Below are 15,122 nucleotides of genomic sequence, written 5' to 3'. Positions count from 1 at the left end.
TGGGACCTCTCGTGCGTGAAGTGCCCTACGCGCTCAGGGCCTTGGCCACCAGCGCGGTGTCGGTGAACTGCTCGAAGCTGACGGCCACCCCGTCCCGCAGCTTCCATACATGGGTGAAGCGGACCCGCATCGCCTTGCCCGTGGCCCGGTAGACGCCGCTGTAGAAGCCGATCACGACGATGGTGTCGCCGCCGTCCACGTACTCCTCGGGGTCGGCCCGGTAGTCCGCCCATTCGCCGCCCAGCCGGGAGAAGACGCCGTTCAGCACCTCCTCGCGGCCCACGTACGTGCCCGCGTACGGGAAGCCGGCCATCTCGGTCCAGCGGGCGTCCGGCGCGAGGAGAGCGAGGATGCCTTCGACGTCGCCGCGGGCCGAGGCGGCGTAGGACTCACGGACGGCGTCCAGGTTCTTGCCGGTCATGGCAATCCTTCCTCCATGAAGTCGTCTATGAAATCATATAGCTTTCCTCATCGTCCGAAAAGGAGCTGTCCCGATGGAGAGCGCTGACGTGGTGGTCGTCGGAGCTGGGTCGGCGGGGGCGGCGGTCGCCGGGCGGCTGGCCGAGGTGGAGGGGCTGTCCGTGCTGCTGCTGGAGGCGGGCGGTCCTGACGGCAATCCCGACATCCACGATCCGGGCGGGGTCTTCCGGCTGTGGGGCGGCGCGGAGGACTACGACTACCTCACCACCCCGCAGGCCGGACTCGGCGGGCGGCGGCTGCACTGGCCGCGCGGGCGGGTGCTGGGCGGCTCCTCCTCGCTCAACGGCATGATCTTCGTACGCGGCAATCCGGCCGACTACACCTGGGGGCCGGGGTGGAACTGGCCGGAGGTGCTGCCGGTCTTCAAGCGGATGGAGGACTTCGACCGGGGCGCCTCCGAGCATCACGGGGTGGGCGGGCCGGTCCGGGTGATGTCCGACTACCGCCCGCATCCGGTCAACGCTTCGGTGGTCGAGGCGGCTGTGGGGCTCGGCCTGCCGTACAACGAGGACTGCAACGGCGCGGCGCAGGACGGCGCGGGCTTCTGCCAGCTCACCGTCAAGGACGGGCGGCGGCACAGCACGGCTGCGGCCTATCTGCGCGGCGGCCGGGTGCGGATCAGGACCGGAGCGGCCGTGACCAGGCTGCTGTTCGAGGGGTCGCGGTGCGTCGGGGTCGAGATCGGGCGGGGCGAGCGCGTGTACGCCGGGCAGGTGGTGCTGAGCGCCGGCGCCCTGGAGTCGCCCCGGCTGCTCATGCTCAGCGGCATCGGACCGGCCGCCGAATTACGCCGACTCGGCGTGCCGGTGCGGGCGGACCTGCCGGTCGGCGCGAACCTGCACGACCACGCGCTGGTCCCGGTGATCGTGGAGGCCCGCGGGCCGGTGCCGCCGCCGGTGCCGGGGCTGCCCGTGATGCACAGCCAGCTGTTCTGGCGCAGCCGCGGCGGCCTGCCCGCGCCGGACGTGCAGCCGCTCTTCTTCCACGTGCCGTTGTACGACGAGACGATGAGCGGGCCGCCAGACGCGTTCACGCTGATGGCCGGGATCATCCGGCCGGAGAGCCGGGGCACGCTCCGCCTCACCTCGGCCGACCCGGGCGCGCCGCTGCTGGCCGACCCCGCTTACCTGCGCGAGGAGGCCGACCGGCGGTGCATGCGGGCGGCGGTCGAGCTGTGCAGGGAGATCGGGGCCGAGCTGGGCCGCGAGCTCTACCCCGGCGACGCCGATATAGCGGCCTACATCGAGCGCACGCTCGTCACCTACCACCACCAGGCGGGCACCTGCCGGATGGGCACGGTCGTGGACCACCGGCTGCGCGTGCTCGGCGTCGACGGACTGCGCGTCGCCGACGCCTCGGTGATGCCCGCGGTCACCTCGGGAAACACGAACGCTCCCGCGATCATGATCGGGGAGCGCTGTGCGGACCTCGTGCTGTCAGAGCAGTGACTCGATGGTGATCGGGAACGAACGCACCCGCCGCCCCGTGGCGTTGTAGACCGCGTTGGCGATCGCCCCCGCCATCCCGACCATGCCGATCTCCCCGATGCCCTTGATCCCCAGCGGGTTGATGAACGGATCGTCCACCTCCACCGTCTCCACCATCACCTCGGGCACGTCGGCGTTGACCGGCACCAGGTAGTCGCCCAGGCTCGGGTTGGCCCAGCGGCCGAAGCGCGGATCCATGTGGCTGGCCTCCAGCAACGCCTGGGACAGGCCCCAGATCATGCCGCCCATGAGCTGGCTGCGCGCCGTCTTCTGGTTCAGCACGCGGCCGGGCGCGAACACCCCGGCCATCCTGCGCACCCGCACCACCCCCAGAGCGGCGTCCACGGCCACCTCGGCGAACTGGGCGCCGAAGTTCAGCAGCGCGTGCTCGTCGTCGACGCGGTGCTGGTAGGTGCCCAGGTACTCGGTCTCGGGGACGAAGTTGCGGCCGAGCATCTCGCCGTAACTCTCCGACCCGGAGGGGCCGACCATGACCCCGTCCACGACGTCGACCAGCTCCGGGTCCGCGCCGTGCAGCGGCGAGCCCTCGTCCTGGACCGCCTGGGCGACGAGCTGCTCACGCAGCCCTGTCGCGGCCAGATGAACGGCGTTGCCGCCCGCCGTGGACCCGGTCGAGCCGACCGAGGCGGCCAGGAACGGCAGCGACGTGTCGCCGTACTCCACCCGGACCATCTCCAGTGGCAGCCCGAGCCCCTCGGCGGCGATCTGGGTGAGCACCGTCGCCGCGCCAGTGCCGATGTCGGAGGCGGCCGTCTGGATGACGGCGGTGCCGTCCGCATACAGCCGGGCCCGCGCCCGCTGCGGATTCATCAGCGGATAGACGGGATAGATCGCCGTGGCCATCCCCATGCCGATCAGCCAGTCACCGTCGCGCCGCATGCCGGGCCGTGGGTCGCGATCGCCCCAACCGATCAGCTCGGCGCCCCGCTCGTAACACTCCTTGAGCCCCTTGCTCGACCACGGCCGCCCGCTCACCGGATCGACGTCCGCGTGGTTGCGCACCCGCAGCTCGACCGGATCCAGCCCGGCCCGCTCCGCCAGCTCGTCCATCGCGCATTCCAGTACGGCCAGCCCCGCCGTCTCACCCGGCCCGCGCATGAACGTGGGCGTCATCGTGTTGCCCTTGATGAGGTGGTAGACGGCCGCGAAGTTGTCGCAGGCGTAAAGCTCGCCGGAACCGCTCAGCGCGGGCTCGGCCCAGTCGTCGTAGGCCGAGGTGATCGACAGCTTCTCGTGGCGGATCGCGGTCAGCCGTCCGTCGGCGGCGGCGCCGAGCGTGATCGTCTGCTCGTTGTCCTCCCGCAGCCCGCACCCCGTGAACATCTGCTCGCGCGTCAGCGCCAGCTTGATGGGCCTGTGCATGATCTGTGCGGTCATGGCGGCCAGCGTCGGATGCGCCCAGATCATCGCCTTGGCCCCGAAACTGCCGCCGACGAATCGTGTGATCACCCGGATGCGTGAGGCCGGGATGCCCAGCAGGCTCGCGACCGTCATCTGGGTGGCGGTCGGACCGTGCGTCGCGTCCCACAGCGTGAGCTGCCCGTCGTCCCAGGAGGCCACCGAGGCCGACATCTCCAGCGGGTTCTGATGGTTGGCCGAGAACGTGAACGTGGCCTCCACTGTGAGTTCGGCCGCCGCCAGCCCCGCTGCCACGTCGCCACGGCCCATCTCGCCCGGTGCCAGGCCTGCCAGGATCTTCTCCGGCACATAGGACCGGTCGCGGCCCTCGTCGATCACGGTGATCGACTCCGTGCGTTCGTAGGTGACGTCGAGCAGTTCGGCGCCTCGGGTGGCTGCGTCCAGGGTCTCGCCCACGACGATGGCCACCGGTTGGCCCGCGTAATGGATCACCGGGTCCTGCATCGGGAAGAAGCTCTGACCGTGGGCGACGGTGCCTGCCAGCGAGAGCGTGAGAACCGGCTGCGTGGCCACCTTCGGAAGATCCTCATGCGTGAGTACGGCCAGCACTCCTGGCTCGGCCATCGCCCTTGACTTGTCGATGCCGGTTATGCGGCCGGCTGGGATCTCGGAACCGGCGATGACGGCGTGGCGCATGCCCGGCAGGGAGATCTCGGCTGTGTACTTGGCGGCGCCGGTTACCTTGGCGTGGCCGTCCACCCGGGTGACGGGCTGACCGATCAGTGTGGTGGTCATGCCGCGCTCACCTTCTCCAGCGCTTTGACGGTCCCGTTCATGCCGTCCAGCGCTTTCGCGGTCCCGTTCATGCCGCGCTCACCCTTTCCAGGACCCGCACGATCGTGCGTTTGGCCAGCTCGATCTTGAAGGCGTTCTGCGGGTGGGGCACGGCCGGGGCCAGTTCGGCCGAGGCTGCCGCCTCGAAGGCGTCGCTGATGGCCGGGCCGCCGGTCAGCATCTGTTCTGCCGCTCTGGCCCGCCACGGCCGGGTGGCCACGCCGCCGAGCGCCAGGCGTACCTCGCGGATGACACCGTTGGTGACCGTGGCCGCCACGGCCGCCGAGACCAGCGCGAACTCGTACGACTCCCGGTCACGCACCTTCCAGTACAACGACGTACGCGCCACCGGGGCGGCCGGCACCTCGATCGCGGTGATCAGCTCGCCGTGCTCGATCGGGTGCTCGCGCTCGGGCGCGTCTCCGGGCTGCAGGAAGAAGTCCTCCAGCGGCATCGCCCGCTCGCCGTACCGGCCCTGCAGGTGGATCACCGCGTCCAGCGCCACCAGCGCCACCGCGACGTCGGACGGATGCGTCGCGAAACAGTGCTCGCTGGTCCCGAGTACGGCATGCCCCCGATGAAACCCACCCTGGGCCGCGCAACCGGAACCCGGCTCCCGCTTGTTGCACGGCATACCGGCCTCGCGGAAGTAGCCGCAGCGGACCCGCTGCATCATGTTGCCGCCCATCGAGGCCATGTTCCGCAACTGCGCCGACGCGCCCAGCTCCAACGCCTGCACGAGCATCGGAAACCGTTCCCGCACGCTGGGCGTCGCGGCGACGTCACTCATCCTGGCCAGCGCCCCCAGCCGCAGACCGCCGCCCGGCAGGTCCTCGATGGTGTTGAGCGGCAGATCATTGATGTCGATCAGCCGTCGCTCCCGGGCCACACCGATGCGAAGCATGTCCACCTCGGTGGTCCCACCGGCCAGGAACCGGCTATCCGGATCGGCCCCTTCGGCCAGCGCGGAGGCTACGTCGCCGACTCTGGCGTAACTCATGGCATGCACTGGTTACCTGCCTCGATGTGTTGGCACGTGCTCTTGACCGGTGCCTCTGGTCCTGTGTGCGCTTGGCCGGTGTGGACTCGGCGTATGCGCGCTTGCCGGGTGGGCTTGGGTGGTGTGCGTTTGGCTGGTGTGCACCGGTTTATTGGTGCTCGCCATCACGCACCTCCCGGATCGCCTGGCGGATGTGCGGGTAGGCGGCGCAACGGCACAGGTTGCCGCTCATCCACTCCGCGATCTCGGCGTCGTTGCCGGCGTGGCCCTCCTCCAGCAACTTGACCGCCGACATGATCTGCCCCGGCGTGCAGTAACCGCACTGCAGCGCGTCACAGGACAGAAAGGCCTCCTGCATCGGGTGCTCGACCAGACCCTCGATCGTGGTGACTTCCCTGCCCTCACACGCGACCGCCAACGTCAGACAGGAGACCACCCGGCGCCCGTCCACCCAGACGGTGCACGCGCCACATGCGCCCTGGTTGCAGCCCTTCTTGGTGCCGGTGAGGTCCAGGGTCTCGCGCAGGGTGTCCAGCAGGCTGGCCCGTGGCTCCACCTCGGCCACCAGGGTGGCTCCGTTGACGGACAGGGACAGCTTCGCGGGTTCGGGGCCGCGCTCGATCTTCTCCAGCGGACCATCCATCGGGGCTCCTCAAACGTTCTCCTGGCCCTTCCTCCAGCAGTGTCCAAGCCCCCGGGTCTTCGGTGAGCAAAGCCCGCCCCACTCTGGGGGTATTTGTCCCCCAATCCTCCCCTCCGCCCGTCTCTCCACCCCGCGCCCCGCCTCGCCCCTCCAGCCCGGCGCCTTCGCCCTCCACCTCCGCCCTCCACCTCCGCCCTCCACCTCCGCCCTGCGCCTTCGCCCTGGGCCTCCGCCCGGTCTCTCCACCTGCTGCCCTGCGATGCCGCCCTCGCTTCCGGCCCTCCACCCCTACCTGCGGCTTCGCCTCGCGGACTTACCTCCGGCCCGTCTGTCTCCGACCGCCGCCATGGCCCTCCGCCTCCGGCGCGTGGCCCCGGCCTCCGGCCCTCTGCCTCGGACCGCTGCCTCGTCCTTCCGCTTCACCTTGCCGCCTCGGCCTTGGCCCTCCTCTGGGTTTCATGTCGTAGCCCCTTCTGGGCTCTCCGTCCCTGAGTACGCCTCTGGCCCCGGTCTGGCTTGTTGCTGGTCAGGGGTAAGGAGGGACCACTTAGGGGGTGGACACAGGCCGTTACGGTGGCCAGCCCGTCCGACGTGAGAAGCGATCCCCCCGATCGGCGCGAGCGAACGGCGGCGGGTGGCGGGGGTGGGGCTGTGCCGTAAAGAATCATGATTCTGTTACATATAGAGTGACGTGGATGAACAGTCTTCTTATCGGACGCTCGGCTGAGCTGAGGAGACTAGTTCGCGTGCTCGAAACCGCCGGCGACGGCACCGCCGGCGTGGCGCTGGTCGGCGGCGACGCTGGCATCGGCAAGACCCGCCTGACCTGCGAACTCGTGGCCCAAGCCCGCGAGCGCGGCTTCAACGTCATGATCGGCCAGTGCGCCGAACTGGGCGATGCCCTCCCATACCTCCCCCTGGCCGACGCCCTGCGCGGCGCCGACCCCACGCTGCGTGCCGCCATCGCCGAGCGCCCCGTCCTGGAGCAGTTGCTGCCGGGCGGCGAGTCCGCGCCGTCGTCGGGCCTCACGCAGCAGCGGCTGTTCGGCTCGCTGCTGGGCCTGCTGGCGGCGGTGCAACCGGTGCTGTTCGTGATCGAGGACCTGCATTGGGCCGATCGTTCGACCCGCGACCTGCTGGTGTTCCTGAGCCGCATGCTCCAGAGCGAGCGCGTCTGCCTCGTCGGCACCTACCGCACCGACGACCTGCACCGCCGCCACCCCCTGCGCTCCGTCCTGGCCGAGCTCAAGCGCCTGCCCGCGGTCACGGCGGTGGACGTGGGTCCCATGCCCTCAGCTGAAATCTCCGACTATGTCGCCACATTCGGTGACATGGACCGTCGCGAACTCAGCGAGATCGTCAGCCGCGCCGACGGCAACCCCTTCTACGCCGAAGAGCTCTACGCCGCCCTCTCCGAAGGCGAAACTCTCCCCGACGGCCTGGCCAGCCTGCTGATGTCCCGCGTCGAGGTGCTCTCCGAGCCCGGCCAGCGCGTCCTGCGCGCCGCCGCCGTCGCGGGCCGCCGCGTCGAGGACGTGCTCCTGCGCGACGTCTCCGGCCTGCCACTCGCCGACTTCGAGGAGGCCGTGCGCGAGATCGTCTCGCGCGGACTCCTCAGAGTCGACGGGTACGGCTACGCGTTCCGCCACGCCCTCCTCCAGGAAGCCGTCTACACCGACCTCCTGCCGGGCGAGCGCACGAGGCTGCACGCCACGTTCGCCACCCGGCTCACCGCGCCCGCCGAGCTTGCCCACCACCACCTCGCGGGCCACGACCTGTCCGGCGCCCTGACCGCCTCCGCCGAAGCCGGTCGCCAGGCCGAACGCCTCGGCGCGCCCGCGGAAGCCCACCGCCACTACGACCAGGCGCTCAGCCTCTGGGACCGCGTCCCCGAGGCCGAGTCCCTGGCCGGCGAGGGCCGCGCCGAACTGGCCCTGCGCAGCGCCATCATGGCCGCCGACAGCGGCGACAACCACCGCGCCGTCAACCAGCTCCGCGCCCTCCCGCAAACTTCGCAGGTCCACGAACGCCTGGCCTACTACCTGGCCGAACTGGGCCAGGACGACGCCGCGGTAGAAGCCGGCGAAGCCGCCGTGGAAACCGCACAGACCCCGGCGGAACTCGCCCGCGCCCTGGCCACCAGCGCCCGCGCCCTGGCCTGGACCGACCGCCACGCCGAAGTCGCCCCCCGCGCCCGCCGCGCCCTGGAAGTCGCCCGCTCCGCCGGCGTCCCCGACGCGGAAAAGGGCGCCCTGATCAGCCTAGCCCTGCTGTCGGAACTGGACGGCGACTTCTCCACCGCCGCCGCCCGCTACGAGCAGGCCACCTCCCGCACCTCCGGCATCCTCGCCATGGACCTGCGTGCCGAGTTCGCCCGCGCCCGCCTCCTGTACGAGCAGGGCGACCTCGTCGAGGCCGCCTCCGCCACCGACAGCGGCATCCGGCTGGCGGAGGAGAACGGGCTGAACTGGAGCACGTACGGCACCGACCTGCGTTTCCTCCGTTTCCTCATCCATTACGTGGCCGGCGAATGGGACGACGCCGAACGTGTGGCCGGTACCTTCGGCGCCCGCGTGGGTACGGTGCCCGAGGCGATCCTGTCGTCGTTCGCCCTGTTCGTGGAGGTGGGCCGCGGACTACCTGCCGTGGGCCCCCGCATCGACTGGCTGCGCCCCTTCTGGTCCAACGACCTCGTCACCTACATGGCACGCGGCCTGGCCGCCGAGGACGCCCTGTGGAAGGGCGACCCGACCGCCGCGTGGGAACACGTACGGGCCTGTTTGTCGCAGCTCATCCCCGCCGACCCGGCCAACCTGCGGATCTGCGCCGTCGGGTTGTGGGCGTTGGCTGAGCTGGGCCGTACCGACGAAGCCGACGACCTGCGCGAACGCGCCCGCACCGCGGTCGCGGGCCCGGACGGCAAACGCGGCCCCATGGGCCTGGAGGGCCGCGCGTGGGCACTGCGCGTCGAGGCCGAGTGGGTACGCGTGCAGGGCCGCCACGACGTAGCCCTGTGGCAAAAGGTAGTAGAAGCATTCGACTACGGTTTTGTATACGAAACAGCCCGAGTCCGCTGGCGCCTGGCCGAAGCCCAGCTGGCCACCGGCGACCGCGAATCCGCGCAGGCCACCTGGATCCTCGCCCGGGACGCCGCCGACAACCTGAAGGCGGTTCCGCTGGCATCGGCGCTGGAGGAGTTCGCCCGCCGAGCCCGCTTCCTCACCGCGTCAACCGACGGCTCCCTAACCGCCCGCGAACTGGAAGTCCTCCGCCTGGTAGCCGACGGCCTCACCAACCGCGAGATAGCCGAGCGCCTCTACATCGCCCAGAAGACGGTAAGCGTCCACGTCTCCAACATCCTGGGCAAACTAGACGCCTCCACCCGAACCCAGGCCGCCGCCACCGCCCGCTCCCGAGGCCTACTAACCGACCAACCCGCCTAGCCAGTACGGCCCCGCTACGAACAGCCAGCGCTTCAGCGACGAGCCCGAGCAACCCGATCTTCAGCTACGAGCCCGAGCAGCCAGATCGCGAACCACCTGAATCAGCTCAGCCGGATCGAACGGCTTGGTCAGATAGGCGTCCACCCCGATCCCGAGCCCCCGGCGCCGATCGTCATCCTGCGCCCGAGCCGTGATCAACACCACCTTGATATGGCTAGTGGCCTCATCAGTCCGCAGCCGATGTGCTGTCACCCACCCATCCAGGCAGGGCATCATCACATCCAGAGTGACCACGTCGGGCATGACATCAAGCACACGATCCAGACAGTCCGCACCATCGGTGGCGGTCGCTACCTCGAACCCCTCCAGGGTCAGGTTGACCGCGATGAGCTGCCTGATGACCTCGTCATCATCGACAACCAGAACTCTGCCCAGTACCTCGCCCACGGCCACGAAGTTAACCCGTGACGGGGTGGTCACGTGCGGTTTTCGATGGATGTGTGCCCGGAGCTTTATCGTGTGCGGAGTGGTGGCAGGATGCTGATAGCCTTAGGGCTCGTTGGAGCCCCCTTAGCTCAGGGGATAGAGCACCGGCCTCCGGAGCCGGGTGCGTAGGTTCGAATCCTACAGGGGGCACCCATTACCAGCCAGGCCAGACGCCGTCTGACCTGGCTTTTTGCTTGATCGGCCGCGATATCGGTCATGCCACTTGGCGACAGCCGTAGACGCTAAATGACGACCGCCACGGGCAGCCCACGGGCAGAGATCATCCAAGGTCGTCACGGGCTTGGTTCATGCGGTCGATCCAGACGTCGTCGTAGTCGGCCATGCAGCGGTGGTAGATCCTCTGCAGCACCTCGACGCTGTGGCCGGCCCACTCCGCGACTTGGGCGGCTGGCACGCCGGCGGTCAGCCGCCAGGTGACGCCGGCGTGGCGCAGGTCGTACGGCCTGGCCATGAGCGGGGAGGCGACTTGCTCGGGGGTGAGCGCGAGGGGCCGCAGCTTGGCCCACAGCCTGGAGTAGGTGGACTTGGGGATGGGCTTGCCGCTTTCGGATCGGAAGAGGCGGCCGTCGTAGGCGACGCCGTACCGTTCGATGTGCTGGCGGAGAAGGGCAACCAGCTCGGGCGGGATCGGAACGGCCCGGACGGCTTTCCTGGGGCGGTTCTTGAGGCCGCGGTCGTCGTGCAGCTGGCCAGTGTCGGTGTAGTCCTTGCCCACCTCGGGTGTGGTGGCGTCCAGCATGAGCTTTCCCCATCCGGTCTGGGGGAGTGTGCAGTTCACATCGCGCAGACGGATGGCCTCCGCGGGCCGCATCATCGCGAAGTACAGGCAGCCGAAGAAGGCGACGAACCTGCCGCCCTGGCGCTGGCCGACGTAACTGCACGCGATGAGCGCCTGGCCGACCTGGCGCGGATTGCCGACAACCCGCGGGTCGACGGCGAGGTCCATTTTGGGCTGGGCCCAGTCCTGTTTCACCGCGGGGGAGTCGAGCGGGTTGTCCCGCAGCCGCTCGCGGGCGACCGCGAAACGCAGGCTGTTGTAGAACACGCGACGCATCCTGCGGTGGTATTCGGGTGCGGCTTGGCCGCCGTCAAGTTTGGTGCTGCAGGCCGTCAACGCCTTGTCCAGGGTGCGGCGGGCGGTCAACTCGGTGATCGGTATCGAGTTGCGGCGGAGCCATGCCAGGGCAGTCTGCAGTTCTTCGGGCGCCTGCTTCTCGTCTCGGGAGGGGATGAACGCCCATCTCAGGGCCGCACGCAAAATCGGGATGGCCGGTGCGCCGCGCTTGTCGAGAACGAGCACGGGCGATACTGCGAGCATCGTTTCGATAATGGAGCGTCGGGAGTTGGGTGACGCCTTGGGCCACTTCATCTCCACGTAGTCGACCGTGTGGACGAGCCACGTAACGGCCTGCTTTTCCCGGTGCATTGAGTCGGGTAAGCCGCTATCGGTGTCGAACGCTTCCCCGGCGCGGGCGGCGGTGACGAGCTGGGAGCGGAAGGAGTCGGCCAGACCGGTCGTGGTGAATGCCTCGTTGAACTCGAAGCGCTCCACCACCCAGCGGACAATGTGGGGGCGGCGACGGCCTTTCCTGGTCTGGATATTCCAGAAGCGGACCTGATAGCTCTTCATGCAGCCGCCTGGGCGTCAAGCCAGGCGTCCAGCCAGTCACGGCGGATGCGGATCGGTCCGTTTCTCGCGAGCCGGACCGCCTTGGGGCCAGTTCCTTGCTCCCGCCAGCGGTCCCACGAGCGCCGGGAGATCCGCAGCTCTGTGCATACTTCACCAACGGTGAGCCACTCGTGCTTCGTTGATCGGGTTGCGGGCATGGCGAAGTGCTCCTTCGGGAGGGCCGGGGGCTGGTTGTCAAAGACGCTGACTCGCCGAGCGGATTCGGGCGGGAACTATTGGGTCGCTCGGGCCGGAGTGCGGGGGCGTTTGTGCGCGCTCCTGCTGGAGAGGGCTGAAACATCTCCGCAACTCCGCAACTCCGCATGATCATGTTTGACCTGGGGAAACGCTTGCGGAGATAGAAAATTCTGGAGTGACTCCATCTCCGCAAACGGCCTCTATCTCCGCAGATTTGCGGAGTTGCGGAGATGGCGATTTTTGGGCTCGACCCATCTCCGCAACCATCTGTGCAGGTCGAGGGCATGTTTGCGGAGTTGCGGAGTTGCGGAGATGCTTCAGCGCTTCTCGTTCGGACGGCAGGTTTCGGTCAGGCGCTTGCATCGCATTCCACCCAGAACACGGCGCGGTCGCCGCGGTCGTTCTTCCCGCCCCGTAGGACGTAGTCGCCCCGCCACCGGCCAGCCTGCCCGGCCAGGAGGCGACCGAGGGACAGGGCGTTGGGCAGGCGGCCGGTATGGGTGGTGATGAACTGGCCGTCCCACCGGTCGTGTTCCTGGTTGGCGAAGTAGTCGGGTTCGGCCGATCGGCGCAGTTCGGCCGCGGTCATGGGCTCGGTGCCGTGCAGGGTGTGCCAGCAGGCCAGGAACGCGCGCCAGCGGGTTTCGTCTTCGTCGATGGCGCGCACGTCGGCGGCGTTGGCCAGGAACCCGGTGATGCCGTGATGGGCCAGGAACCCGCCGAGGGCTTGGGCCCAAGGGGTGAACTGGCGCATGGCCAGCGTCGCGGCCTTGGGCGCGCCGGCGCGGGTCCAGTCCAGCACCAGGATCAGCAGGTGGTACAGGACGGTGTGCTGGTTGGCCGGGGCAGTGATCCACTGGTCCAGGTGCGGGATGCCGAACTGGGTCTGGTCGCGCTGTTCGGGGCGGGGCATGTCGGGGTCGAGATGGACGCGCACGGTTCGTGAGGCCATGTCGCCGCCGACTTGGAGGTTGTTGCCGGTGGCCATCCACAGCCGGTCGTTGACGGTGGCGATGTTGCGGGAGGCGCCGAGCTGCCGGTCGGACCAGACGCCGGCGGTGACCAGCAGCGCCAGGGTGGGTGAGTCGATGACGGTGCCTTCGGCCAGGTTGTCCCAGACCACGACGCCGACTTGCTCGCTGAGGACGGCGGTGATGGCCTTGCGTAGTTCTTCCTCCGTGTACGGCCAGGGCATGACGCGCTGGCCGTAGAGCATGCCGGGGCCGCCGGTGAGGATGCTTTTGCCGGAGGCGGGCATGGTGGCGTCGATGAGGGCGAACGGGGTGAGGCTGCCGGTGAAGTGCCGCAGGATCGGGGTGGCCAGCAGCGCCACGTAGTTGGCCCGGTCGGCCGGGCTGGACCACGGGAAGTCGCGCAGGAAGCGCTCCAGCAGGAAGGCGCGGGCGGCGGCCACCTGGTCGGCGGTGGGCTCGTCCGGGATCGGGGGCAGGGCGACCTTGGCCGCCAGATACAGCCCGGTCGCCTTGTCGTAGCCGACCTCCTGCAGCAGGGTGCCGTCGCGGCGCAGCACCGGGGCGCCGATGACTCCGCGCAGCGGCGGCAGCTCGGGCCAGGTCTTGCCGGCCAGTACGGAGGCCAGGATGTCGCGCGGTGGGGTGACCTCCTCCTCATACCATTCCTCTCCGTCTTGGCCCTTGCGGGTGCGCAGCCGGTAGACGTAGGCGTGTTCGGCCAGCAGCCCGGCCAGCGTGGCGGGGGTCAGCGGGCTGGCGGTGACGGGCAGGGGCGAATCCTCGTCCGCGGCCGGGCTGGTCTGCCCGCCGGAGACGGTCTCCATGTGGACCAGGTCCCCGGAGGAGACGTAGGTGTCGGGCAGCAGCCGGTCAGCCAGCGCGCCTTTCAACACGCGGATGGTTTCCGGGCCGGAGCCCACCTTGACGGAGTTGGCGCTGGCCGCGCTCATGCAGGTACCACCCGCGGCCGCTGTGCGCCCCGGCGGAACCCGGAACGGATGGTCCGCGCGGCCTCGCCCGGCGTGAGGCCGGTCTGCACGGCCGCCTCCAGCAGCTGGACCTCGGTCGTGGTCTCGTCGAGGGCGCCGCCGGCCACCAGCTGGCCGAGCGCGACGGATGCGCCCCACAGAGTGGTGTTGCGATTGCCGTCAGTCCGGGATGCGGCGATACGGTCCAGGCACCCGGCAATGGCAGCGTCCAGGTAGGCGCCGCGGCTTCCAGACCGCCGAGTGACGGGGGCGGCGGGTCGGGCAGGGGCCGGTACAGGTCGCAGGCGCTGGGCGAGCCAGCCCGGCAGCGGCGCTGGGGCAGCTGCGTGCAGCACCTGATAGCTGCCGGTGCCGTCGGGCAGGTCGACGTAGCTGCCGGGGCCGACGACGAGCCCGCCGGCCGCGCGGGTGTCGATTTTCCAGCCGAGCCCGTTGCCCTGGTCGCCGGAGGTGTTGCCCAGCTGCGGGCCGTCGGCCGGGGCGGTGAAGTACAGATGCAGGCCGCCGCGCCTCGTCCTGACCTGGAAGGTTTCCCAGGGCACGGGTTGCCCGGCCTGCTCACACAGGAGGGCGAAGACGTCGGCGCCGGAGTGGACGCCGGGCTGGCGCCAGCGCTCGGGCGGTTGTTCGCCCGGCTTGGGGGTGTCGAGGTCGATCACCACGAGGTGGCTGGGGCCGCAGGCGATACCGATGTTGTAGGGGCGGCGCGCCCAGATCCGTCCGATCACCGCCGGGTCGGCGGTGGCCAGCCGCTTCCAGCTCATCCCGGGCAGGGGCACCTTGTCGCCGGGGGTGAGGGGGAACACCCACCAGTCGCGGGCGGCTGCGGCCAGGGCGTATCGCAGGGTGTTGGGGGTGGGCATCGGTCGTTCTCCCTTGCAAGTGCGGGGGACGTCAGACGCCGGGGACGGCCTGACTCCCCTGGGGACGAGCCCGGGGGGAGTCAGGCCGACAAGGTCAGAGCGGTCCGGACGTCGGAGAGCAGCACGACTCGGGGATGATTGCTGTGAGGGCGGACGCTGACTCCGTTGCGGCCGAGCAAGGCGGCCATGACGGAGGTTTCCCATCTGAAGCGGGGCCCGCTGGGGCAGACCGGGAGCCGCCAGGCGATCTCATCGACGGTCAGCAGGGATTCGCCGTCGAGGAACGCATCCGCCACCCGGGCAAGCATGAGTTCGTCGCCGGGCCGCGGCCGGACGACGGCGGCGGCTGGCGCGGAGGCGACCGCGTGCGTTGGCGTTGCGCAGGCGCGGGGTTGCACGCCGCACAGTGGGCAGCGGCGGGCCGATCCGCCTTGGCGCTTGAGCGCGCGTTCGCGCGCCCGGTTGCCTGGCCAGGTACGCGCCAGCGTCCAGGTGATCCCGGCATCCCGAACGACGGCCAGCAGCCGCGCTCCGCGGCCGGCCGCATGCTCGGCTAACCGCAATGCCGGGTAGTTAAGGCGCTTGGGCGGTTGTCGATTCGGGTTCGGTAAGGACGTCGATGGCGATGGCCGCTCGGTGGTTGGTGCGGTCGGCC

At 69.8% G+C, this 15,122-nt stretch carries 12 protein-coding genes and 1 tRNA gene; 3 read left to right on the top strand and 10 right to left on the bottom strand.

Translation table 11 applies throughout. The features are described 5' to 3' along the window. Nucleotides 1-25: 25 nt before the first annotated feature. Nucleotides 26-421, bottom strand: a complete 396-nt coding sequence (locus HNR40_RS00065) for a nuclear transport factor 2 family protein (protein WP_184957585.1) — start codon at nt 419-421, stop codon at nt 26-28. A 73-nt stretch (nt 422-494) separates the two neighbouring features. Here HNR40_RS00065 and HNR40_RS00060 point away from each other — a divergent pair, with 73 nt between their 5' ends. Further along, nucleotides 495-1,928 carry a GMC family oxidoreductase gene (locus HNR40_RS00060; RefSeq protein WP_184957584.1) on the top strand — a complete coding sequence of 478 codons (1,434 nt, stop codon included), beginning with the start codon at nt 495-497 and terminating at the stop codon, nt 1,926-1,928. On the opposite strand, the gene HNR40_RS00055 is transcribed toward HNR40_RS00060, so the two are convergent. From HNR40_RS00055 to HNR40_RS00045, 3 genes are all read right to left on the bottom strand, one after another. Continuing rightward, a complete protein-coding gene (locus HNR40_RS00055; RefSeq protein ID WP_184957583.1) occupies nt 1,917-4,142 on the bottom strand; it encodes a xanthine dehydrogenase family protein molybdopterin-binding subunit in 2,226 nt (741 codons plus the stop codon). The two genes, HNR40_RS00060 and HNR40_RS00055, sit on opposite strands and share 12 nt — an antisense overlap. A 67-nt stretch (nt 4,143-4,209) precedes the next feature. After that, nucleotides 4,210-5,190 carry an FAD binding domain-containing protein gene (locus tag HNR40_RS00050; protein ID WP_184957582.1) on the bottom strand — a complete coding sequence of 327 codons (981 nt, stop codon included), beginning with the start codon at nt 5,188-5,190 and terminating at the stop codon, nt 4,210-4,212. 139 nt (nt 5,191-5,329) lie between these two features. Next, the gene (locus tag HNR40_RS00045) at nt 5,330-5,824 is read right to left on the bottom strand and encodes a (2Fe-2S)-binding protein (protein WP_184957581.1); all 495 of its coding nucleotides are present in this window, start codon (nt 5,822-5,824) and stop codon (nt 5,330-5,332) included. A 695-nt stretch (nt 5,825-6,519) separates the two neighbouring features. Between HNR40_RS00045 and HNR40_RS55985 the strand changes: the two genes are divergently transcribed. Further along, nucleotides 6,520-9,267, top strand: a complete 2,748-nt coding sequence (locus tag HNR40_RS55985) for an ATP-binding protein (protein WP_184957580.1) — start codon at nt 6,520-6,522, stop codon at nt 9,265-9,267. 60 nt (nt 9,268-9,327) lie between these two features. Here HNR40_RS55985 and HNR40_RS00035 read toward each other — a convergent pair whose 3' ends face one another. Then, nucleotides 9,328-9,714 (bottom strand): response regulator transcription factor, encoded by a 387-nt coding sequence (locus HNR40_RS00035; protein WP_312896125.1) that lies wholly within the window; start codon nt 9,712-9,714, stop codon nt 9,328-9,330. Nucleotides 9,715-9,831: 117 nt separating this feature from the next. On the opposite strand from HNR40_RS00035, the gene HNR40_RS00030 reads away from it, so the two are divergent. Continuing rightward, a tRNA-Arg gene (locus HNR40_RS00030) sits at nt 9,832-9,903 on the top strand. A gap of 130 nt (nt 9,904-10,033) precedes the next feature. Here HNR40_RS00030 and HNR40_RS00025 read toward each other — a convergent pair. The 5 genes from HNR40_RS00025 to HNR40_RS00005 all read right to left on the bottom strand — a co-directional run. Then, nucleotides 10,034-11,404, bottom strand: a complete 1,371-nt coding sequence (locus HNR40_RS00025) for a tyrosine-type recombinase/integrase (protein WP_184957579.1) — start codon at nt 11,402-11,404, stop codon at nt 10,034-10,036. Then, the gene (locus HNR40_RS00020) at nt 11,401-11,601 is read right to left on the bottom strand and encodes a helix-turn-helix transcriptional regulator (RefSeq protein ID WP_184957578.1); all 201 of its coding nucleotides are present in this window, start codon (nt 11,599-11,601) and stop codon (nt 11,401-11,403) included. The genes HNR40_RS00025 and HNR40_RS00020 overlap by 4 nt, the downstream gene beginning before the upstream one ends. 389 nt (nt 11,602-11,990) lie before the next feature. Continuing rightward, nucleotides 11,991-13,565 carry a hypothetical protein gene (locus tag HNR40_RS00015; RefSeq protein ID WP_184957577.1) on the bottom strand — a complete coding sequence of 525 codons (1,575 nt, stop codon included), beginning with the start codon at nt 13,563-13,565 and terminating at the stop codon, nt 11,991-11,993. Further along, nucleotides 13,562-14,467 (bottom strand): bifunctional DNA primase/polymerase, encoded by a 906-nt coding sequence (locus tag HNR40_RS00010; protein WP_184957576.1) that lies wholly within the window; start codon nt 14,465-14,467, stop codon nt 13,562-13,564. Before HNR40_RS00010 ends, HNR40_RS00015 begins: the two co-directional genes overlap by 4 nt. 80 nt (nt 14,468-14,547) lie before the next feature. Further along, nucleotides 14,548-15,122 (bottom strand): hypothetical protein (locus HNR40_RS00005; RefSeq protein WP_221339855.1); only part of this gene is annotated, 575 nt, incomplete at its 5' end.

Source organism: Nonomuraea endophytica, assembly GCF_014203235.1.
GTDB classification, from domain to species: Bacteria; Actinomycetota; Actinomycetes; order Streptosporangiales; family Streptosporangiaceae; genus Nonomuraea; species Nonomuraea endophytica.
Note: the sequence above shows the minus strand (reverse complement) of the source record. Positions and strands in the feature narration are given on the sequence as shown.

Bases quoted from the DNA above. Each gene is read 5' to 3' on its own strand.
- HNR40_RS00065 (WP_184957585.1), bottom strand. From the start codon at position 421: ATGACCGGCAAGAACCTGGACGCCGTCCGTGAGTCCTACGCCGCCTCG.
- HNR40_RS00060 (WP_184957584.1), top strand. From the start codon at position 495: ATGGAGAGCGCTGACGTGGTGGTCGTCGGAGCTGGGTCGGCGGGGGCG.
- HNR40_RS00055 (WP_184957583.1), bottom strand. From the start codon at position 4,142: ATGACCACCACACTGATCGGTCAGCCCGTCACCCGGGTGGACGGCCAC.
- HNR40_RS00045 (WP_184957581.1), bottom strand. From the start codon at position 5,824: ATGGATGGTCCGCTGGAGAAGATCGAGCGCGGCCCCGAACCCGCGAAG.
- HNR40_RS55985 (WP_184957580.1), top strand. From the start codon at position 6,520: ATGAACAGTCTTCTTATCGGACGCTCGGCTGAGCTGAGGAGACTAGTT.
- HNR40_RS00025 (WP_184957579.1), bottom strand. From the start codon at position 11,404: ATGAAGAGCTATCAGGTCCGCTTCTGGAATATCCAGACCAGGAAAGGC.
- HNR40_RS00020 (WP_184957578.1), bottom strand. From the start codon at position 11,601: ATGCCCGCAACCCGATCAACGAAGCACGAGTGGCTCACCGTTGGTGAA.
- HNR40_RS00015 (WP_184957577.1), bottom strand. From the start codon at position 13,565: ATGAGCGCGGCCAGCGCCAACTCCGTCAAGGTGGGCTCCGGCCCGGAA.
- HNR40_RS00010 (WP_184957576.1), bottom strand. From the start codon at position 14,467: ATGCCCACCCCCAACACCCTGCGATACGCCCTGGCCGCAGCCGCCCGC.